The sequence below is a fragment of the Mesorhizobium sp. RCAM 05104 genome (assembly GCF_059683645.1).
The window spans coordinates 6,031,265-6,049,516 of sequence record NZ_CM185033.1 but is presented as its reverse complement, the minus strand read 5'-3'; the positions used below and the strand labels follow the sequence as shown (position 1 = coordinate 6,049,516).

Annotated in this window: 22 protein-coding genes and 1 tRNA gene; 11 read left to right on the top strand and 12 right to left on the bottom strand. The window is 63.2% G+C overall.

Annotated elements, in window-relative coordinates:
• Positions 1-50 precede the first annotated feature (50 nt).
• Positions 51-124: transfer RNA gene (locus AC56QP_RS29625), tRNA-Gln, on the top strand.
• A gap of 367 nt (positions 125-491) precedes the next feature.
• Here the strand turns inward: AC56QP_RS29625 and AC56QP_RS29620 are convergent.
• Positions 492-1,172 (bottom strand): Crp/Fnr family transcriptional regulator, encoded by a 681-nt coding sequence (locus AC56QP_RS29620; protein WP_489862262.1) that lies wholly within the window; start codon positions 1,170-1,172, stop codon positions 492-494.
• A gap of 273 nt (positions 1,173-1,445) precedes the next feature.
• Positions 1,446-1,748 (bottom strand): DUF982 domain-containing protein, encoded by a 303-nt coding sequence (locus AC56QP_RS29615; RefSeq protein WP_489862263.1) that lies wholly within the window; start codon positions 1,746-1,748, stop codon positions 1,446-1,448.
• A 397-nt stretch (positions 1,749-2,145) separates the two neighbouring features.
• Here AC56QP_RS29615 and AC56QP_RS29610 point away from each other — a divergent pair, with 397 nt between their 5' ends.
• Complete coding sequence (locus AC56QP_RS29610) at positions 2,146-2,322, top strand: DUF982 domain-containing protein (protein ID WP_489862264.1); 177 nt, start codon at positions 2,146-2,148, stop codon at positions 2,320-2,322.
• Between the two features lie 240 nt (positions 2,323-2,562).
• Here the strand turns inward: AC56QP_RS29610 and AC56QP_RS29605 are convergent, their stop codons facing one another.
• Complete coding sequence (locus AC56QP_RS29605; protein WP_489862265.1) at positions 2,563-2,784, bottom strand: hypothetical protein; 222 nt, start codon at positions 2,782-2,784, stop codon at positions 2,563-2,565.
• A 271-nt stretch (positions 2,785-3,055) separates the two neighbouring features.
• Here AC56QP_RS29605 and AC56QP_RS29600 point away from each other — a divergent pair, with 271 nt between their 5' ends.
• The 4 genes from AC56QP_RS29600 to AC56QP_RS29585 all read left to right on the top strand — a co-directional run bounded on the left by AC56QP_RS29600 (position 3,056) and on the right by AC56QP_RS29585 (position 4,461).
• Complete coding sequence (locus AC56QP_RS29600; protein ID WP_489862266.1) at positions 3,056-3,364, top strand: hypothetical protein; 309 nt, start codon at positions 3,056-3,058, stop codon at positions 3,362-3,364.
• Between the two features lie 105 nt (positions 3,365-3,469).
• Entirely contained in the window at positions 3,470-3,670 is a 201-nt protein-coding gene (locus AC56QP_RS29595; RefSeq protein WP_489862267.1) for a hypothetical protein, read from the top strand.
• Between the two features lie 171 nt (positions 3,671-3,841).
• A complete protein-coding gene (locus AC56QP_RS29590; RefSeq protein WP_256754080.1) occupies positions 3,842-4,087 on the top strand; it encodes a DUF982 domain-containing protein in 246 nt (81 codons plus the stop codon).
• 143 nt (positions 4,088-4,230) lie between these two features.
• On the top strand, positions 4,231-4,461 hold the full coding sequence (locus AC56QP_RS29585; RefSeq protein WP_489862268.1) for a DUF378 domain-containing protein: 231 nt from the start codon (positions 4,231-4,233) through the stop codon (positions 4,459-4,461).
• 98 nt (positions 4,462-4,559) lie between these two features.
• Here AC56QP_RS29585 and AC56QP_RS29580 read toward each other — a convergent pair whose 3' ends face one another.
• The 3 genes from AC56QP_RS29580 to AC56QP_RS29570 all read right to left on the bottom strand — a co-directional run bounded on the left by AC56QP_RS29580 (position 4,560) and on the right by AC56QP_RS29570 (position 8,463).
• Entirely contained in the window at positions 4,560-6,542 is a 1,983-nt protein-coding gene (locus tag AC56QP_RS29580; protein ID WP_489862269.1) for an AI-2E family transporter, read from the bottom strand.
• A 205-nt stretch (positions 6,543-6,747) separates the two neighbouring features.
• Positions 6,748-7,827: a D-alanine--D-alanine ligase family protein gene (locus AC56QP_RS29575; RefSeq protein WP_489862270.1), complete on the bottom strand. Its 1,080-nt coding sequence runs from the start codon at positions 7,825-7,827 to the stop codon at positions 6,748-6,750.
• A gap of 18 nt (positions 7,828-7,845) precedes the next feature.
• Positions 7,846-8,463, bottom strand: coding sequence for a cysteine peptidase family C39 domain-containing protein (locus AC56QP_RS29570; RefSeq protein WP_489862271.1), 618 nt, complete (start codon positions 8,461-8,463; stop codon positions 7,846-7,848).
• A 324-nt stretch (positions 8,464-8,787) separates the two neighbouring features.
• On the opposite strand from AC56QP_RS29570, the gene AC56QP_RS29565 reads away from it, so the two are divergent.
• Positions 8,788-9,537 carry a hypothetical protein gene (locus AC56QP_RS29565; RefSeq protein ID WP_489862272.1) on the top strand — a complete coding sequence of 250 codons (750 nt, stop codon included), beginning with the start codon at positions 8,788-8,790 and terminating at the stop codon, positions 9,535-9,537.
• Between the two features lie 65 nt (positions 9,538-9,602).
• On the opposite strand, the gene AC56QP_RS29560 is transcribed toward AC56QP_RS29565, so the two are convergent.
• The 4 genes from AC56QP_RS29560 to AC56QP_RS29545 form a co-directional block, all read right to left on the bottom strand.
• Complete coding sequence (locus tag AC56QP_RS29560) at positions 9,603-9,881, bottom strand: PilZ domain-containing protein (protein WP_489862273.1); 279 nt, start codon at positions 9,879-9,881, stop codon at positions 9,603-9,605.
• Between the two features lie 215 nt (positions 9,882-10,096).
• Positions 10,097-10,525, bottom strand: coding sequence for a VOC family protein (locus AC56QP_RS29555; RefSeq protein WP_489862274.1), 429 nt, complete (start codon positions 10,523-10,525; stop codon positions 10,097-10,099).
• A 336-nt stretch (positions 10,526-10,861) separates the two neighbouring features.
• The gene (locus AC56QP_RS29550; protein ID WP_489863486.1) at positions 10,862-12,061 is read right to left on the bottom strand and encodes an aminotransferase-like domain-containing protein; all 1,200 of its coding nucleotides are present in this window, start codon (positions 12,059-12,061) and stop codon (positions 10,862-10,864) included.
• A 186-nt stretch (positions 12,062-12,247) separates the two neighbouring features.
• Entirely contained in the window at positions 12,248-13,969 is a 1,722-nt protein-coding gene (locus AC56QP_RS29545) for an AfsR/SARP family transcriptional regulator (RefSeq protein WP_489862275.1), read from the bottom strand.
• Positions 13,970-14,116: 147 nt separating this feature from the next.
• Between AC56QP_RS29545 and AC56QP_RS29540 the strand changes: the two genes are divergently transcribed.
• From AC56QP_RS29540 to AC56QP_RS29530, 3 genes are all read left to right on the top strand, one after another.
• The gene (locus AC56QP_RS29540) at positions 14,117-14,392 is read left to right on the top strand and encodes a DUF4242 domain-containing protein (RefSeq protein WP_489862276.1); all 276 of its coding nucleotides are present in this window, start codon (positions 14,117-14,119) and stop codon (positions 14,390-14,392) included.
• A gap of 87 nt (positions 14,393-14,479) precedes the next feature.
• Positions 14,480-15,010, top strand: a complete 531-nt coding sequence (locus AC56QP_RS29535) for a hypothetical protein (RefSeq protein WP_489862277.1) — start codon at positions 14,480-14,482, stop codon at positions 15,008-15,010.
• A 62-nt stretch (positions 15,011-15,072) separates the two neighbouring features.
• Positions 15,073-15,273: a YjiS-like domain-containing protein gene (locus AC56QP_RS29530; RefSeq protein WP_489862278.1), complete on the top strand. Its 201-nt coding sequence runs from the start codon at positions 15,073-15,075 to the stop codon at positions 15,271-15,273.
• Positions 15,274-15,318: 45 nt separating this feature from the next.
• Here AC56QP_RS29530 and AC56QP_RS29525 read toward each other — a convergent pair whose 3' ends face one another.
• Positions 15,319-15,813 carry a hypothetical protein gene (locus AC56QP_RS29525; protein ID WP_489862279.1) on the bottom strand — a complete coding sequence of 165 codons (495 nt, stop codon included), beginning with the start codon at positions 15,811-15,813 and terminating at the stop codon, positions 15,319-15,321.
• 110 nt (positions 15,814-15,923) lie between these two features.
• Between AC56QP_RS29525 and AC56QP_RS29520 the strand changes: the two genes are divergently transcribed.
• On the top strand, positions 15,924-16,520 hold the full coding sequence (locus tag AC56QP_RS29520; RefSeq protein WP_489862280.1) for a DUF922 domain-containing Zn-dependent protease: 597 nt from the start codon (positions 15,924-15,926) through the stop codon (positions 16,518-16,520).
• Positions 16,521-16,551: 31 nt separating this feature from the next.
• On the opposite strand, the gene AC56QP_RS29515 is transcribed toward AC56QP_RS29520, so the two are convergent.
• Positions 16,552-18,090: an acid phosphatase gene (locus AC56QP_RS29515; RefSeq protein ID WP_489862281.1), complete on the bottom strand. Its 1,539-nt coding sequence runs from the start codon at positions 18,088-18,090 to the stop codon at positions 16,552-16,554.
• Between the last annotated feature and the right edge of the window lie 162 nt (positions 18,091-18,252).

Below are 18,252 nucleotides of genomic sequence, written 5' to 3'. Positions count from 1 at the left end.
CGTTGATCCCGGCGCGCGAACCGGCTAGGGGTGGTGCGCCTGCCCGCTTTTCCCGCTTCGTCTAATGGTAGGACAGCGCCCTTTGAAGGCGTGAATCGTGGTTCGAGCCCATGAGCGGGAACCAGCACGCGGCGCAGGATGAGTCAGGTCCGTCCTGATCCAATCCTTTGCGGATTCTTCGTAGTCTTGCGGCGCACCGATCAGGCGCCCTGGGTTCCCTCTAAGGGCTTTCCAAATGCCATCGGCCACGGCGCAAAAAGGGGGCCGGCGCGTCCGGCGTTGGGGGGGCTTGGGTCGGACGCGCCGTGTGGTCACCGACAACGCCGCACCATCTTGCCGAAGGACATGACCGGGGGGGTCCGCTGTTATGCCGGCAGTCATGTCGTTGCATCAAGACGATCTTGGGCTGCAGGTCCGGTCCAGAGGGTTGGACCGGCATAAAATCTAACACAGGTCCAAGTGGTTCGACTGTTCCATAAGGAACAGGTGCCTCAAAGGTCCCTGCCCCTGAGGTGAGGATTGTCGTGCAGGACCACGTTCAGCAGAGAATTATGAACCTTCAAATGTCCGTTGTATTCGATGAACCCGAGCTTGCGGAATTTGTTCATGAAGGTGCTCACGCGCGACCTGGTGGTGCCAACCATCTCGGCGAGCGTCTCCTGGCTTATCTTCGCTATGACGGTTTGCGGGTCCCCCTCCTTGCCAAAATTCGCCATCAGAAGCAGCAACCTCGCGAGACGCTTCTCGCTCGAATTGAAAAGCTGGTCCACCAAGTCCTCTTCGACGCGGGCGTTCCTCGCCAGCAGGTACGATATGAACATCTCCGAGAACTTCGGCTCCTCACGGAGCACCCGCGTGATGGATGCTTTGTCAATCCGCGTGACGACGCTGTCCACCATCGCGGAGACTGTAGCCAACCGTAGCGGCTGGCCGGACAAGCAGCCTTCGCCGAAGAAGTCTCCGCTCTCGTGGAGGGCGACGATCGCTTCCTTGCCCTGCTCTGATACGATGCAGACCTTGACCTTGCCTTTCTGGACGTAGAAGACGGAATCCGCCGGGTCGCCCTGCGAATAGACAGTCTCATTCTTTCGATACGTCGCCACGGTCCTTCCGCCGTCCACCGTATTGAGGAAGGCGTTCACATTGAAAAGGTGCTTGTCAGCCTTGGCCACGACGGGTCTCCATTCGGTAAGGTGATATTCTAACGCAGGCCGCGTCCGGAAATCACCTGGATTGATGAAGACAGCTCGCCCCGGCGAATGCCGCTATGGCAACGGCAACGACGTAATGGCCATGACCACCTGTCAGCCCGGCGTATCAACGGTGATGGGGCAACACCGCAGCCAGCCGTTTGCCATTCGAATGCTCGGAACGGCAATGCGTCCTGGCCGCTGTCCCACAGCGGGGAAGTGGCCCCATCGTCCTTTTGACCCTCCGCTCGCGGATTATGCCGGCACCCCACCGCGACCCGATTTCGCCCCGGCCATCCAGGGTAACGCGGTGGACACGGGCTCGAGGATTTTGACCGATCTGGCAAACCCGGCGAACGCGTCGCGCGCCACGGAAAGCGGCACGTGACCGTCATGGGCGCGGAGACAGGCCCGAAGCGCGGTCTGATAAATCGGTCCCCGCCGGTTCTCGGGCCATCGTTCCAGGAACTCGAATGCGTCGGCCAAACTTCCAATTTCCTCGACGACAAACTGCCCGTTTTTGACCAGAACGGGCCGCTCGAAAATCCTGCCGTTCATAGACTCCTCCATCCGTTGAACGAGTTTTTGAGACGAACTGCCCCGGCTTGACGCAGCCCTGAGCGCAAAAAATATGATAAGCGGGATCATGGCTGTCAAGAATTTGACTCATCGCCATCGCGAGGGGATGAATCCAGCGGGTTAACCAGCCCTCTGACAACATTCGAACCATCGAGCTGGCTGGCCTTGAGGGCACGCCAAAAGATCCCCTCGCTACGGTCGTCGCAGCTCTGCACACCGCAATGAATGGGTTGGGCGCTCGGGCCGAGTTGTTGGCGAATGCTCCCTCGAAGGAACGCATATTCCCCTCCATCCGTTGTAGACCATGACCCAACAATTCGGCGGCGTGCCTATCAAAGGCATCCACGGCGTTCGCGTCGTTCGAAATCTCTTCGAAATGAATGACATCCTGACCGACGGCAACTGGCCCTCCAACGGCCCCAAATTTCTGGCCGCGCTGTCGGCCCTTGTCGAGCAACGCGTCGGCCGATGCAGTCCAAAACAAGTGCGTATTGCTTTCATCAGCGCGGCGATCGAAGCCGACGTTCTTCCCGACGCCTTCATGGAAAATTGAAAGCCGCCCCCTGCACGTCAGGCCGCGCGAGGCAAAATAAAAACAGGCTCGGCAATCGAGGCCAAACACCAAACCGCGCAAGGCGGTGCCGGCATCATCGACGAGGCTGTAGCTCGCCGGGGCAACCCCAACCCTCCCCGGCGAGCCTGTCGCTCCGGTATAGCGAACAATGGAGCAACTACTGCTCTACGAAATGAAGCGCCACTAAGTTGCAGAGCCCTGCCGACAGCGAAATTGCGATTATTTCGCGTCGCCGTCGGTGGGCAGGATTCCATAATCCTGCGACTTGAGGCCTTGCTCCGCCGTCAGGAAGCCGTCGGAGGCAAGACCGCGCCTCAACAGCTCCCTCACCGCGGCCGAGCGACTCGGCATGCGCTTGTCGTAGCGCCAGTTTTCCAGAGCCGCCAGTTCATCCGAAGTCAGCATGATCTGCAATCGTTCCGGGCGTTCCAGTTCAGCCATGTGCGTTTCCTCGCTCAGGACCAAAAATACATCGAGTTAGTATTTAACTCATTCAGCTCAAAATTAGGAAATTACTCATAATGCGTCAAGAGCCTGCGATGCGTGAAGAGCGCATCACGCACAGGATGAGCATCAAGCGTTGTCCCCGCATTTTGATCACTATGCTAACTAGTTGATTTGTTTGGATAATATTTATATTGTTACTTGCCATTTCGTAGCGACAGAGGCAAGCTGGAACCTGGAAAGAGCCCATTCCCCCAGGGAGGTTTCAATGCGGTATGATTACTCGGAGTGCCTGCGCCAAGACGTGATTTCCTCGGTCCAGAGGGCGTGCAAGACAGCGGGCATCGTCAACATCACCATGGTCGCGGAGCAGGTCAGGGTCAGGAATCTGGCCGAGAATGTTGCCCTCGAGGACATAGAACACCTGGTCCTGCAGGCGGCACAACTCGTTGGCGCGGCAATCGAATTCGACGGCCTGGGCAACGATATGGCTCTGCTTGGAGATGGCCTCGTCGAGGATGGTGACGAGCACGCAACCGGCCCGCTCGATTTCCCTCAACCAGCCTCGATGCAATAACCGAGCGACGGAGCCGGTACGCGCAGGCGAGCGCTTGATATATGCCGGCGTGGAACAAGCCCGGTCTTCGGAAATTACCATGTCGTCTTGAAAGCGGAGGACGTCGTGAAAGACCTGCGCAGGCTCCTTGTCGAAATGTCTTCGAACTGGCTGAAGCGCCGCAAGGCGCAAGCACCTGACAACGTGAAGACGGTCGACGTGAAGACGGTCAAGGCCGCTCCCCGCCTCGCCGAACGGACGACAAGGCAGCGCCCAGTCCACAAGCCCAAGCCGAAATCCGCCCGTGACGTCGCCTCGAATATGTGAGTGATTGCGCGAGGCCGTCGAAAGGCGGCCTGATAAGCCTCTCCCTAGCCGGCTTGGGACGATTGCCTTCGCCGCCGGCGGATGTCGGCGGCCTCACGCCACAGTGATTGGCCGGGATGAAACCTTGCGTCGCGAGGGGCGTTTTACGACTGCAACGCAGTCGAGGTTCCAATGCAAACCGCATGGTTTTCCAAACCCGTGGTGGTTTCGGTCGGCGTCACGGGCTCCATTCGCCATCTGTCCAATACACAGCAGGCCATCGAATTGCTCACGACACATTGGCGCGACACCGGCAGCCAGAAACATCAGTCCGCGCTGCGCGCCTGCCGCCGGGCGACAAGCGGCGACGTCGCCCCCGATGTCGCCAGGGAGGCGTTTGTCGAGGCCGCGCGCGAGGCGCATATCCTTCTCGAATGAGCTTGATCAAGCGAGCCTGCGTTCACGGCACGTCTGCGCCGTTCACAATGTTGTGATCGAGGGAACCGCCTGAAACGACAGGCGTTTTTTTACGACAGGCGTTTTTGGCAGGCGTTTTGTCAGGCAACATTCAGGAGGCGTTTATGCGCATCATGAACCTCGTCACTCTCGCCCTCATCATCCTTGGCGGTCTCAACTGGCTGTCCATGGGCCTAACCGGCTATGACATAATCGGCACGGCTTTCGGGGGTGCCACCCTGGCCCGTATGGCCTATCTGATCATCGGCCTTGCAGCCATATGGCAGCTCATGCCGGGCTTCCAGAGCCTCACGGTTGGGGAAGTCGATGCCGAAGGGCATGTCCATCATTCGTGACCGGTAAAACAGGGCGGCGGAAAATCCGCCGCCCTGTTGCGTGAAGCCGATCGGCTGGCCGCCGCGCACCATGGCGACGACCGGTTGGCAGGCGCGCCCTAACTCGCGGCCGCGGCCGGAACCTTCTTCGGCGCGGCCCGCTGACGTCGTACGCGCCGTTTGGCGATGAGCTTGAGGGTGACGGGGGGCTCGTTCGACAGCGCCCCCATCACGGCATCCACCATGCCATTCGCCACGAAATCCGCGTTCATGTCATGGGCCAGCCTGGCGGCCGTTTCCTTGTCCCCGTTGCCGGCCTCGGACCAGAACACGATTCCCACTCGCAGCGCCGCCTTCGCACGCTTCAGCCGGCGAACCAGGAAGCGGGCGTGCTTGACGGAATCCCGGTTCAGGAAGCCGACCACGACAGTGTTCACCGTTTCGAGCCCAAGGCGGCGGATGTTCGAGGGTTCCATATCGGCAAAGCCAGCCTTCGTCGCTGTCGCGCCCTGGACTTCCAGCACCTGCGCCAGCATCGCGGCGGCGGCATCGTCGAGTTCGCCACGCCCGCCGGCGCAAAGCACCGACATACCAGTGCCATCGGGCAGGTCGGCCTCTTCCTCGCCGGCGGCATCGCCTTGGTCGCCCGCCTCCACGGGCGGGATATCCTCCTCGCCCGCTTCCTCCTGCGCATCGTCGTCGAGGTTGGCCACCAGCGTCAGTGCGCTCGCCGCCACCTGCCGTCTCTGCAGGTCGCCCATAACGCCGCGCGCACGGTCCCGTTCGCCCAGCAGAAGCGCCGGAATGGCGACCTTGTCGTAGAATTCGACCAGATATTTCTCCTCCAGCATCTCCTCGGCGTGGTCGGTGGCTTCGTCCGGATCGCCAGCCAGCAGCCGCTGGTAGAGGCGCGCATGGGGTTCGAGCACGGGCTCGTTGCCGAACAGCACGTCGAGGAATTCAAACTGCGGCACGTGCCTGCCCAGCACCACCAGGCAGACGGTGAGCGGTGTCGACAGGACCAGTCCGAGCGGCCCCCAGAGCCACGTCCAGAAGATGGCCGCAACGATGATCGCCAGCGGTGACAGCCCCGTTCGCGAACCGTAAAGCCAGGGTTCGACGACGTTGCCGGTGACCAGCTCCATCACCACGAACAGGGCGGCCGTCCACAGCACGAGCGACCAGCCGGGCGCCACGGCCAGCGCCAGGAGCAGCGGCAGCAGCATGCCTATGGCCGGGCCGATATAGGGAACGAAACGCAGCGCCAGCGCCAGCAACCCCCACAGCAGCGCATTTGGAATGCCGAGCACCCACAGCCCGATCGCGATCGGTATGGCGTAGACGATGTTGACCACCAATTGCATGAGCAAATAGCGGCCCACCCGCTTGCCGGCATCCTGAAGCGCCTCGGTGGTGCGGTGGAGGTCTCCGTAACCGACAAGCCGGATGAAACGGTCGCGCAAATCCTCCCGCTCGAGCAGCATGAATATGACGACGACGATGATCAGCCCGGCCGATCCGAGCGGGCTGATCAGCGGACCGACTATGTTCTGCAGCACCTCGAGCGGCCTTTCGCGCGCGATGATCTCGACGGGCATCGGCTCGCGCGGCGGCTTGTCCTGGGTGGCGGACGGCAGCGAAGCATCCTGCCGGTCGATCTCCTGGCCGACACGCTCGACCACGCGGCTCAGTCTGGCGATGATCCCTCCCCCGACCCCGGTTTCCTTGAGCGAACGGATCTTGGCCACGATATTGGTCTGGTAGACCGGGATGTTCTGCGCCAGTTCGCTGACTTGCGTGACGACAATGAAGCTGAACAGGGCGAGTGCCGCGAAAGCGCCCAGCACGCTGGCGATGACAGCGGCAATCCGGGGAATGCCGATCCGTTTGAGCGCCGACACAAGCGGCGCGAGCGCGAAGGTCAGCAGCAGCGCGATCGCGATCGGCAGGAAGACCTCGCGCCCGAAATACAGCGCCGCCACCGTCGTGACGATGGTCGCCACAGTGGGCAATGACGTCCGCGGGTGAGGCGCGGCGGCCGAAAGAATCTCCTCCAGCCCATGTGCCGGAGACGCCGTCCCGTTTCGACGATTGGCCGCCACTTGATGTCTCCCCCTGCCGGCGGCCATGGTCTTGCATATTGAGCCGGCTTGCAACCTTCGCAGCCGAACCGCTGGTTACCTTCAATGCCGGGCCGGTCGGTATGTTCCCCCAGTCCGAGGGAATGGAGAAAAATGAGTCTGCCGCGCATCGGGATTGACGTTCCAAGGCGGACGGCAACCTCGGCGTGACGTTGGACAGGGCGGCTCAGCGCGCTGCGTGCCTTGCCAGTGCGTGCTCGATCAGCACGTCGATGACCTGGCTGTAGCCGATGCCGATCGCCGCCAGCGCCTTGGCATACATCGAGATGTCGGTGAAGCCGGGCAGCGTGTTGACCTCGTTGACCAGCAGGCTGCCGTCGGCGCGCAGGAAGAAATCGACGCGCGCCATGGCTTCGCAGCCGAGCGCCAGAAAGGCTTGCCGCGCCATCGCCATCGCCTTGTCGGCGACCGCGGCCGGGACATCGGCCGGCACCTTTACCACCGCGCCGTCGGCATCGAGATACTTGGCCTCGTAGGTGTAGAAGCCATGCTTGCCGGCCGGAATGATCTCGCCGGGCAGCGACACCGTCAGCGAGCCATCGGCCCGCTGCAGCACCGAACACTCGATCTCGCGGCCGTCGACGAACTCCTCGATCAGCGCCTTGCCGTCATAGCGGAAAGCCGTTGCGACAGCGTCCTCGAAACCGTCCCGGTCGTTCACCTTGCTCACCCCGAAGGATGAGCCCTGGCGCGCCGGCTTGGCGAAGAACGGCAGGCCAAGCGCCCCGGCGATCTCCTGGAAGGAACGCGTGTCGTTTCGATGCAAGGTGACGGAGCGGGCGACGGCAAGCCCGGCCTCGCGCAGCAGCCGCTTGGCGACATCCTTGTCCATGGCGGCGGCCGAAGCCAGGATGCCGCAGCCGACATAGGCGACATCGGCGACTTCCGCATAGCCCTGCACCGAGCCGTCCTCGCCGAACGGCCCGTGCAGCACGGGAAAGACGACATCGACCGGCGGCAGATCGGGCTGTTTGCCACCATGCGGCGCGGCCACCAGCCTGCCCTTGCCGCCAGGCAGCAGGGCGACCTCTACACCATCCTCTGACACTGGAGCCCCTGCCCCGTCACCGGCTGCAACCGACGACGGTTGCAGCAGCCATTTGCCATCCCTGGAAATGGCAATCGGGATCACCTCGTAGCGCGTCCGGTCGATCGCTTTCAGCACATTGGCGGCCGAAAGGCGCGACACGTCATGCTCGGCCGAGCGCCCGCCATAGAGGATGGCAACGCTTGTCTTGTCCTTCATCGAAAATCCCTCAAAAAATCAAATGGTGACCGCGATGCCGCGATTGGCAAAGAAACGGTCGGCATCGGCTGGCGCCAACACTGCGTTTGCCTGTGTGGCGCGGATATGGCCGGATGGATTGTGGAAGCGGAAAGCCTCGTCCGAGGCGGAAGTGACCAGCACCAGATGCCCGCCCTTCGACGGCGGCTCGCGCTCGGGCCAGCGGATCCAGCTGCTGACCGAAGCGATGAAGAAGCGCGACCGTGAAAGGATCGCAGGTATGTCCGAGGCCGCGATATTGGTCATCACCTCGGCCCGCAGGCCGAAGGCCTCCTTCACGAAGCTGACGAAGGGCGCGTAGATCAGCCCCTTGATCGATCCCTCGTTGACGACATAGCCGCCATATCCGGTGCATTGCCTGGCGAGTTCGATCGTCGGAACGATCTCGCCGCGCGTCGCCAGGATCATCTTCAGGCAGGCCATGCCGCAGATGTTTGCGGCCCAGACCGCGTATTCGTCGAGCGTTTCGGCGCCTGAACCCCGCCACAGCGGATCGCGCCTGAGGGCAACTTCGGCGCCTTCGGCGAGCACGTCCAGCGTCAGGTCCGAAGTTTCCCACTGGCTGAAAAACGGCACGGTTTCAGTCAGGGGCTTCATGCGACTCCTTGGGGCTCAATCCGATCTCGTATACGGGAATACGAGATTGGTGAAAAGCCACCAGCACAGCGAAAACGCGGCAGGTCTGGGCCGCATCACTCGGGAGTGCCGGCCTCATAGTGCCCTCTGGCGACGAGGATTGTTCGGTAGACTGTCCAGGTGAAAAAGTAATGCCTTATCCACTTATTCGCGGCAAGTAGTGTTAGTTAGCCGTCCCTAATTAACTCCTTTTGCAAAGATAAAGATTCGTCCCTGCAATTAAGAAAACTGCAACGCGGTGCCGATACTGCTTGCACGTCAGGGGTGACTAGGGGGGATTAGGTGATGGTCGAAGACAATATCTGGGTGGCTTCGCTCGAAATTTATATCCGCAACCGGAAATGGGTTCTCGGATACATCGTTTTGGCTGGCGGGCTGGCGGTGCTTGAAAGCTTCGTGAAGGTCAATTCAGGAGCTTCAATCTTCATCGGCGTAATGACGTCGACCTTCTTGGCTATTCCTGCCCACATCGCCGTTTTGACGCAGCTTGATGCCGACCAGGTATCCAATTGGCTGAAGGAAAGGCCTAAGGCATTTTTCAGTTTCGTAAGACGTTGCCTCTTGCTCGGCTTCCTCGGCGCGATAGCTCCCATTGCGGTTGGGATTGCCATGGTCGTCGGCGGCGTTCATCCGTCCGTCGCCCTGTTGGCGGCACTTCTTGTCTGGGTTTTTTCCGGCATCGCTGCGTTCGCAAAATGGGGTACGATGTTGCCTGCCGTCATTGCCGATGATGATCAAACACTTGCGGTTGCCGGCAAGCGCGGTTCCAAGGTGTTCGGCTATGCGTTTCCGCGTCTGCTCATCTCGTTCGGCCTGATCACTGTCCTGTTCATAGCGACATTGATGCTGCTGTTCTCACTACTGGGCATCGATGCCAAAAATCCAGGGTCCCTGTCCCTGGTTCTGCCGGTCGTCGGCGCCAGTATTACCGCCTATCAAATCGTCATGACGTCCGTCGTGTTGTCACGCTCCTACCTTAGAGCGCGACCACCTGCGCCGTCTGCACGCCGGATGGCATTTGTGGCCGGCAGATAAGTCCTCGCCATACACGCGCCGGCGAACCACACATCCACGCCGATGGCATGCGTTCCTGGTCCTTCTCAGCCACGGCCATTGTCGGCACCATAGAATTGCACGCCAAGCCGTCCGTTCTTTCTCCACCGCACCACGGCACGATAGCTGGCCTCATCAGCAGGCACGTGAAGGACGAAGCGATCGGGAATTGTCACGCTGGGGTCCACCTTCAGTTCCGCGCCGTGAAGGTGCTGATTTCTCACGGAGCAGCTGATCCTCGCGTCATCGGTGATGATGGTCGCATCCTTCAGAACAATTCCACGTGGGTGTGAGCGTCGCTCTATTGGAGGATCAATGGGGTTCATGGCTCTTTCCTCCCGGAATCCTGAAGTGATCGTTCACAATAGCGTCTGCTGCTGGACGGTCGAGCGCAACATCCAATCGCCCTTCCGTGGTCTGGATCGAGAGAATTCCGGGGTCACCGTTTCCCGATCTGACCGTGCTGAGGTGAATTTCAGTCGGCACGAAACCGGAAGCGCGGAAAACGCCGCTCCGCCGGAGTGGAATTTCCAACAGTCCCTCAGAATGTGATCTTCACCGAGGCCGCGCTGCGCGTGGCTGGCCCGTGATGGACGGCCTCGATGTTGTTGCCGTCCGGATCGAGCAGGAAGGCGGCGTAGTAGCCGGGATGATAGGGTCGCTCGCCCGGCGCGCCATTGTCCTTGCCGCCATCGGCGAGCCCCGCCTTGTGGAAGGCATCGACCATGGCGCGGTCCCTGGCCTGGAACGCCAGATGGTGGCGGCCGGTGAGTTGTCCCAGGGCCGCCCGGCTGTCGGCACTGGAGACGAACAGTTCATCGGCCCAGAAATAGTCCTCGCCGACACCACCGATCGGAACATCGAGCGCCCGCAAGACCGCCTCGTAGAAACGCCGGCTGGCAGGAAGATCCCTGACCACCAGATGGATATGATCGATGAGACGGCCGCGATGCAGTTCCTGGGTTTCCATGCAAATTCCTCCTCGCAAGGCTGCGAATTTAGGTTCGGACGGGGCGCCGTCAATGCGGGAACTAGCGGGCCAGGGCGACTTCGTCATCTCCGGGCGTTTGCGCTGCCCCTCACCTGCCTGTCGGCATCCTCTCCCCGTAGAACGGGGAGAGGGGGGCTGCCATCGATGGTTCGCCAATCACAACCGGTGCAAGAAGGGCACCAATGTTGCGACCAGCCCCTTCTCCCCGTCACTATACGGGGAGAAGGGGCTGGCAGGGCGATGAGGGGCGGCGCCAACTTCGGCTATTAGCTCGTCCCCCAGCACAAACCGGAGGCGCATTATCTAGACCAGGCCTTACCCCTTCAGGATGGCGGCCAGCCGTGGGATGCCCTCGCTCACCGCGCGGCGGTCGGCCAGCGTGAACGACAGCCGCAGCGTGTTGCGCCCGCTGCCGTCGGCATAAAAGGCGTTGCCGGGCACGAAGGCGACGCGCGCCTCCTTCACCGACCGTGCCAGAAGCGCGGTGGCATCGGAGCCTTCGGGCAGCGTCACCCAGACGAACATGCCGCCTTCCGGGCGGCTCCAGGTCACGCCTTTCGGCATGTTGGCCTCGAGTGCCGCGAGCAGGCCGTCGCGGCGCTCGCGATAGGCGCCGATGAGTTTTTCCACCTGGCAGTCGAACACGGTCTCGGCCACGCGGTGCATCACCACCTGGTTGATCGACGGGCTGTGCAGGTCGGAAGCCTGCTTCATCAGCACCAGCTTCTCGACCACGTGGCGCGGTGCGCACACCCAGCCGACGCGCATGCCAGGCGACAGGATTTTCGAGAACGAGCCGCAATAGAGCGTGCGCGCCTTGTCGATGCCACCGGAGCGGGCGCAATCGAGCGCCAGGATCGGCGGCACACCTTCGCCGTCATAGCGCAGCGCGCGATAGGCGGCATCCTCGATGACGGCGATGTCGAGTTCGCCGGCGAGGTCGAGCACCGCCTCGCGCTGCTGGCGGTTCAGGGTCTCGCCGGTCGGGTTGGCGAAATCCGGCACCAGATAGGCGAACTTGACCTTGCCGCCATTCGCGGCGGCGGCCGCGCGATAGGCATCGGGCGTCATGTTTCCGCCTTCGGGCCGCAGCCGGTCGTAGCGCGGCTCGTAGGCGTTGAAGGCCTGCAGCGCGCCGAGATAGGTCGGCCATGTCACCAGTGCGGTATCGCCCGGCGACAGGAACAGCTTGCCGAGATAATCCAGCGCCTGCTGCGACCCGGAGGTGATGAAGATGTTAGCCTCGTCGCAGGCAACGCCGAGCTTGCCCATCTGCCCGGCCAGCCAACGCCGCAACGGCAGATAGCCCTCCGAGACCTGGTACTGCAGCGCCGCCCCCGCCTCGCCGCCACCCAGCACCGAAGCATAGGCATCGCGGATCGCCTCGGTCGGAAACAGCGCCGGATCGGGAATGCCGCCGGCGAACGAGATGATGTCGGGCTGGTCGAGCAGCTTCAGCAGCTCGCGGATTTCGGACGCTTTCATGCGCGACGAGCGCGAAGCCAACAGATTCATCAAGGTCAAAGCGCGCCTCCCGCGACAACTGGATATAGGTCAACCTGACTGACCTATATCAGCCCTCCCCGGCAATTTGAATAGAGCCTGGGCGACTTCCGGTATACGCCAGTCGCTGCCGGCCCGGAACCGGCAGAAGGTCGCGAGCGCCTGAAAAGTCATCTTGCAGCCGGGATGGCTGGCGGTTCAGTTGCGCCGCGCGATAAACGCGGCGGCGCGGGCGACATGCGCGTCGCGATGCGTGCGCGCCGCCAGCGCCAGCCATTCGCGCGCGATGGCGTCGGCCATCTCAGGCCGCTCCAGCTTCAGATTGACGTCCACCTGGCTCGCCAGGATCTCCACCTGCAGCCCGGCATAGCTGTCGATGTCGCGCATGCAGCGCCGGCGCGCCTCGCCCAACCATTCCATGGCCGGCACGAATGCCCCTTCCGCCGCGTAGGTCAGCGCGAGCGCGCGGGCGACCGCCCCTTCCCAGCAGGGATCGTTCATCTGGCAGCTCAGGGCGAAGGCTTCCTCCAGCCGGGGACGCAGATCATCCGGGCGCGCCTGCCGTCGCGTGCGGGCTTCGCTGAGCACCGCCACCGGCCAGGGCCGAAACGATATCCAGCGTTGCTCCTCGACCAGCGCCAGGCAGTCCTCCAGCCAGCGATCGGCCTCCTCCAGCCGGTCGGCGGCGAGCAGACCCCAGCCGCCAAGCCCCAGCGACCAGATCTCGCGGCGGCGGTTGCCGGCCGAGCGCGCATGCTCCAGCGACAGCGCGTAGTGGTCGAGCCCCTCGCCGAGCCGACCCCAGTCGACCAGGTTGAAACCGATGACGCCATGAATGCCGGCAAGATTCTCGCCCCCAAGGGCCAGTTCCAGCGCCTGCGCCAGATAGGTCGCGGCCGACGGGCGCCGCCCCGCCAGCGCCTCGACATAGCCGAGTTCGCGAAACCCCGCCGAGGCGATCGCCGCGTTGCCCGCCTGGCGCGCCAGTTCCGTGCTCCGGCGCAGCAGCACCGAGCCTTCGTCATCATAGCCCTTGACCGAATGCACAAGCGCCGTGCCCAGTTCGAACATGGCGCGTGCCGTCAGTTGCGCGTCCTTGTGTTTCTCCGCGTCGCGAACGGCGCGGCGCAGGCAATCGATGCCGGCATCCACCGCACCCGCCGAAAGCGCGGCCAGGCCCGACTGCATGAGCGAGGTGACGAAGGCCTGGCGCGAGATGCCGCTGGGCGGCGACGAGATGGTGCGGCGTGCGGCGCTGCGCAACGCGGCGGACGGCTTTTCGCCGAGCTCGGCCATGAACACCGCCTCGGTCGCCTCGACCTGATCGAGCGCCGCCTGGTAGCGGCCGGCCAGCGCCAGGCTCTTCACCAGCAATATATGCGCGCTTTCGTCATAGGGATTGCGCCGCACGCCAAGTTCGGCCAGCCGCGTGGCGCGGGCATGATCCTCGACCGACATGGCGCGGATGGTTTCCTGCCGGATGCGGGCTTCGACGATGCCGGCGATGCGCGCGCGCTCCACCAGCAGCCAAGTGGCGAATTCCGGACTGCAGCGCGGCTCCAGCGCGCCGAGCAGCGGGCCGGCGGCCTCGATGTCGAAATCGTCGCGGTCGAGCCGCAAAACGTCGATGTCGATATCATCGGCAAAGCCACCCTCGATCGGGTCGCCATTCAGACAGTCGGAGGTGTTGAGCGCCTTGCGCAGCGAGGCCAGGCACCAGCGCAACGAACCCAGCGGATCGACGGTTTCGGGAAACAGCTCGATCGCGAGTGCGCGTCGGTCGAGCGGCGTGCGCGCCAGAAGCACGCGGGCGAGCAGCGCCCAGGCCTGATGACCACGCACCGGCTGGCTCCGCCCATCCGCATCGAGAATGGCGGGTTCGCCGAGAAGCCTGATCGTACCACCCAATTGTCCCACCATATGCGCTTGCCCATCCTCGTACGGGGCATGCGCCGCCGCCGTGGGACGAAGCGTGTGACCATCCTCGCGCTGTTTCCTTGGCGAGCGGCACGCCGGGTCCAACGTCGATCGGTTTTATCGGGCCGTCAATCACAACGGAGACCGACAATGCCAACTTTCATCATCGAACGCGAAATCGCTGGCGCCGACAGATTGAGCGCCAGCGAACTCAAGGAGATCTCGGCCAAGTCCAACGAGGTCGTGGCCGGGCTCGGCGTGCCCTACAAATGGCTCACCTCCTATGTCGCCGGCGACAAGATCTACTGCATTCATGAGGCCGAAAGCGCCGACGTGGTCGAGAGGCATGCCCGCGAGGGCGGCTTTCCCGCCAACAAGGTGACCGAGATCGCCGCCTTCATCGGCCCGCAGACCGCAGGATCCTGACCAGCCATCCGGGCGGACCACGCGTCCGTCCACGACCGGGGCGCCCGGGCCAAGAGGGCGGTGCGATAGCAAACTTATGGAGCTAACATGATTATCTTTCCTTGGACCCGGCGCCTTGCCGCCCTGTCCATGCTGCCAGCCATCGCGTTGACGGCGGTTCATGCCCATGGGGCCAACACCTCTGTAACCGGTGACACGAATGTCCTGGCGCAAAAGGTGCGTGCCGCCAACGGCCGCTTCGAGAACGTGGCGACGGCCACGGCCGAGGGTTACGCACCCATCCCCTGCGCCAGCGGCATCACCGGCGGCGCGATGGGCATCCACTATGTCAATGCCGGCTATCTCAAGGACGATGCGGTCGAGCTCGCCAAGCCCGAGGCTGTCATGTACGAGCCGATGGCCGACGGAAAGCTCAAGCTCGTGGCGGTCGAATACATCACCTCGAAAGGCCCGGCGTCGCTGGAAGGGCAGCTGTTCAACTTCAACAGCGCCCCCAACCGCTACGGCCTCGGCCCGTTCTATGAACTGCATGTCTGGGCCTGGAAGAGGAACCCGACCGGCACCTTCGCCGACATGAACCCGAACGTGTCGTGCGACGCGATGAAGATGGGCGATTGAAGCCGTCAGGGCTTGCCGGCGCCACGCCGGCAAGCCCTTCGCGCTGGATTTTCGAGGAAGCCATGACCCAAACCGAAAGCGTTCCGAGGCGCGCCCGACAATGGCGTTTTGCTTCAATCTTGCTGGCACGCCTGCTGCGCCGCTGGCGCCACCGTCGTGACCGGCGTCACCTGGAGGCGATGCCGGACTTCATGCTCAAGGACATCGGCATCAGCCGGTCCGATATCGACCATGTCGCGGCGCATGGCGAGACCAGGCGGTAGATGCCGCGTCACACCAGGCGTTGGCGGTGCCGGAAGGCCCGCCAATCAGTCCCCATCCGCAGGTTTGGCCTTGCCGCACTGCGCCAGCACCTTGCCGATTGCCGCGTTCGAGCCCTTCAGCGGAAAGCTGCTGTGGCCATACTTGGCGGCGCTGACGCTGACCTCGCCCTTCGAACGCAGCAGGTCCAGCAGCGGATCGGCCCGGGCCAGGTCCACCGTGAAATAGTTGTACATGGCCTCCAGCTGCAGCGTTTTCGCCACCGTCTTGCCGTCGGCCTTGAAGTCGAACGAGCCGCTGATGCCGGGCTCCAACTGTTGGCCGGCGGTGCCGAGGTCGTAGCTCAGCACCGGCGTGTCGAAACAGACCAGCATCAGATGCGCATCGCCTTTCGGCCCGCCGCAGACCGAAGCGGTCAGCACCTTGCCGCCCTCGTCTTCCTCCATCTTCGCGCTCCAGCCGCTGCACGACGCGGCAAGCGCCGGCTGCGCGGCCTGCAGCGCCGCCACCGCACCGGCGACTATGAGACAGTTCGCTCTCATGATTTTCCCCCTCCCCATTTGCGGCCTCACCCCTTGGCAGCATATAGCAAAAGTCTTCCGATGGCATTGCCCGCTGCGGCAGGGTCGTCCTGATTTCGCGGAGAGCGGTGTTGAGAGCCTGTGTTCGTCTGTGTCTGTTGCTGGCCGCCCTGCTGGCCTTGCCGCTCGCCGCCCGTGCCGACTGGAAGCCGGTCGAGAAGGTCGAGACCTACGCCATATCAGGCCAGTCCGGGCCGGAGCTCTATCAATCGATCGGCGAGAACGGCCCCAAGCTCGGTGTCGTCCGTGCCATCGCCCACACCAATTTCAAGCTGACCTGGACCAGGGACTATCAGGCACGAGCCGAAGCCTGCGTGCTGGTGTCGGCGAGGCCGAAGCTCATCATCACCTACACCTTGCCCAGCCCGTCCGCGCCCCTGCCGCCAGCCATCCAGAAGAACTGGGAGGTTTTCATCGCCGGCGTCAGCGCCCACGAGAAGGTGCATGGCGAGACCATCGTCGACATGGTGCGCAAGATCGAGGCGGCGACCGTTGGCCTCAGCGTTGCCGACGATCCCAAATGCAGCAAGATCCGGGTCGAGATGACCAAGCGGCTGTCCGAACTGTCGCAGGCGCAGCGGCAGGCCAGCCGCGATTTCGATCGCGTCGAGTTCGGCCAGGGCGGCAATCTCCAGAAGCTCATTCTCGCCCTGGTGAATGGCGGCTAGAAACACATCGTGCCAAGGGCCCGCCCGGCCCCTACCGGCTAAGGTCGAGCGCGGCGGAGAGATCCCCCATCGGCGGCTGGTCGTTGTTGCGCAGTGCCTTGTCGCGGGCGACGATGCCGGGAAGCACCGGCAGGTCGTAGCGCGCCGTGATGAAGCGCAGGATCGACGTCGTGTCATATTGCGTGTGGTCGACGGTACCCATCTTCGCATAGGGCGAGATGATGAAGGCGGGGATGCGGTTGCCCGGCCCCCAGCGGTCGGCCTTCGGCGGCGCGACATGGTCCCAGAAGCCGCCATTCTCGTCATAGGTGACGACCACCAGCATGTGGCTCCATTGCGGGCTTTTCTCGAGATGCGAGACGACATCGGCGAGATGCTGGTCGCCGCTTGCCACATCGGCATAGCCACCATGTTCGTTGAGGTTGCCCTGCGGCTTGTAGAAGGTGACGGCCGGCAGCTTGCCGTCGTCTATGTCCTTGATGAACGCAGCGCCGTCCATGCCGCCATCCCGCAAATGCTCGACCCGCGCGGCGGTGCCAGGCGCGTAAGCCGCGAAGTAGTTGAACGGTTGGTGGTGGAACTGGAAGTTCGGCACCGGCGTCGCGTTCTTGCCGTCGAGCGTTGCCTGCCAGGCGCCGGCATACCAGGCCCAGCCGACGCCCTTCAGCGACAGCAGGTCGCCGATGGTGATGTCGTGCTGCGGCGGCAGCGTGCTCGCCGCGGACGGATCGGCCAAGGCCGGATCGCCGCCCGCGGCCGGCTTGTTGTTGCTCGGCTGATAGGGCGGCTGCATGGTGTTGACGGCATGGAAGTCGGGCGTGATGGCGCCGTCATTGACGAATTTCGGCGCGCCGCCAAGCGCCGAGGCCGGCGAGTTGTCGGCGACCTTCAGCGTCGTGCCGTCGGCCTCGACGACGGCGATCTGGCCCTTTACCGGGCTCGTATCGGCATTGGGATAGACTGGCACGCAGGCGCAAGCGAGCATGAAATGGTTGAGGAAGGAGCCGCCGAAGGCGCCCTGGAAGAAATTGTCGGCGAGCACGTATTTCCTGGCCACCGCCCACATCGGCAAACCGGAGCCGTCATAATGGCCCATCACCAGGCTGCCTGAATCGGCCCAGGCGACGAACTTGTCGTTGTGGCCGCCATCGATCTGCATCTGCTCCTGGTAGAAACGGTGCCAGAGATCGCGCGTGATCACCGAGGTCTGTTCGTTGAAGCCCTTGGGATCGTCGATGGCGAAGCTGGCATTGGCCAGGTGCGCCGACTGCTCCTCGGTCACCGGCGGCGTCACCCCCTTGGCGGTCAGGCCGCCCCAGGCCGGCGGCAGCTCGGCGAGCGGCTTGCCGTCGCGGTCGAGCTGGCGCACCTGGCCGGACGACAGATTGGCCAGGCCGTTGGCGCCGGGAAAGCCGCCATAGAGATTATCGAAGCTGCGATTCTCGGCATAGATGACGACGACGGTGTCGATCTTGTCGTAGTTGGGGGGCGCTGCGGAAGCGGTGACCGGAACGGAGGCCAGCGCCGTGCCGGCGAGGCAAAGCGAGGTAAGGAACTTCAGCGTCGTCATCGGGTTGCCTCGTGGCTTGGGGGATGGCTGGAGGGGCAATGCATGGTCGCTCGACGAGCCATGGATGAAAACGTTAGATCGGTGCCTTGTCACCTTTGTGACATTTGCCTTGCCTGCGAACACGGTTGCGTGAGCGGGCAGACCGGTCATGAATCCGTAGCA

Bases quoted from the DNA above. Each gene is read 5' to 3' on its own strand.
- AC56QP_RS29615 (WP_489862263.1), bottom strand. From the start codon at position 1,748: ATGAACGGCAGGATTTTCGAGCGGCCCGTTCTGGTCAAAAACGGGCAG.
- AC56QP_RS29610 (WP_489862264.1), top strand. From the start codon at position 2,146: ATGAATGACATCCTGACCGACGGCAACTGGCCCTCCAACGGCCCCAAA.
- AC56QP_RS29605 (WP_489862265.1), bottom strand. From the start codon at position 2,784: ATGGCTGAACTGGAACGCCCGGAACGATTGCAGATCATGCTGACTTCG.
- AC56QP_RS29600 (WP_489862266.1), top strand. From the start codon at position 3,056: ATGCGGTATGATTACTCGGAGTGCCTGCGCCAAGACGTGATTTCCTCG.
- AC56QP_RS29590 (WP_256754080.1), top strand. From the start codon at position 3,842: ATGCAAACCGCATGGTTTTCCAAACCCGTGGTGGTTTCGGTCGGCGTC.
- AC56QP_RS29585 (WP_489862268.1), top strand. From the start codon at position 4,231: ATGCGCATCATGAACCTCGTCACTCTCGCCCTCATCATCCTTGGCGGT.
- AC56QP_RS29575 (WP_489862270.1), bottom strand. From the start codon at position 7,827: ATGAAGGACAAGACAAGCGTTGCCATCCTCTATGGCGGGCGCTCGGCC.
- AC56QP_RS29570 (WP_489862271.1), bottom strand. From the start codon at position 8,463: ATGAAGCCCCTGACTGAAACCGTGCCGTTTTTCAGCCAGTGGGAAACT.
- AC56QP_RS29565 (WP_489862272.1), top strand. From the start codon at position 8,788: ATGGTCGAAGACAATATCTGGGTGGCTTCGCTCGAAATTTATATCCGC.
- AC56QP_RS29560 (WP_489862273.1), bottom strand. From the start codon at position 9,881: ATGAACCCCATTGATCCTCCAATAGAGCGACGCTCACACCCACGTGGA.
- AC56QP_RS29555 (WP_489862274.1), bottom strand. From the start codon at position 10,525: ATGGAAACCCAGGAACTGCATCGCGGCCGTCTCATCGATCATATCCAT.
- AC56QP_RS29550 (WP_489863486.1), bottom strand. From the start codon at position 12,061: ATGAATCTGTTGGCTTCGCGCTCGTCGCGCATGAAAGCGTCCGAAATC.
- AC56QP_RS29545 (WP_489862275.1), bottom strand. From the start codon at position 13,969: ATGGTGGGACAATTGGGTGGTACGATCAGGCTTCTCGGCGAACCCGCC.
- AC56QP_RS29540 (WP_489862276.1), top strand. From the start codon at position 14,117: ATGCCAACTTTCATCATCGAACGCGAAATCGCTGGCGCCGACAGATTG.
- AC56QP_RS29535 (WP_489862277.1), top strand. From the start codon at position 14,480: ATGATTATCTTTCCTTGGACCCGGCGCCTTGCCGCCCTGTCCATGCTG.
- AC56QP_RS29530 (WP_489862278.1), top strand. From the start codon at position 15,073: ATGACCCAAACCGAAAGCGTTCCGAGGCGCGCCCGACAATGGCGTTTT.
- AC56QP_RS29525 (WP_489862279.1), bottom strand. From the start codon at position 15,813: ATGAGAGCGAACTGTCTCATAGTCGCCGGTGCGGTGGCGGCGCTGCAG.
- AC56QP_RS29515 (WP_489862281.1), bottom strand. From the start codon at position 18,090: ATGACGACGCTGAAGTTCCTTACCTCGCTTTGCCTCGCCGGCACGGCG.